This window comes from Corynebacterium sp. HMSC064E10 (genome assembly GCF_001812505.1).
Classification (GTDB): Bacteria; Actinomycetota; Actinomycetes; order Mycobacteriales; family Mycobacteriaceae; genus Corynebacterium; species Corynebacterium amycolatum.
On the sequence record NZ_KV809166.1, the window covers coordinates 1 to 222 of the forward strand.

Annotated in this window: 1 protein-coding gene; it reads right to left on the reverse strand. The window is 63.5% G+C overall.

Going from position 1 to position 222, the window contains the following annotated elements:
- Window positions 1-222, reverse strand: a 222-nt coding sequence (locus HMPREF2860_RS00015) for a biotin/lipoyl-containing protein (protein WP_305763966.1), incomplete at both ends; no start/stop codon positions are given.

Below are 222 nucleotides of genomic sequence, written 5' to 3' on the forward strand. Positions count from 1 at the left end.
GCCAACGCGAGCGATGACCTCGCCGACGTCAACGGTGTCGTCTTCGTCGTAGAGGACCTCGAGCAGGGTGCCTGCGACCGGGGACGGAATTTCGGTGTCGACCTTGTCGGTGGAAACCTCGAGCAACGGCTCGTCGACCTCGACGGTGTCGCCGACCTTCTTCAGCCAGGTGGTGATGGTGCCTTCGGTGACGGATTCGCCGAGCTCCGGCATCTCAACGTC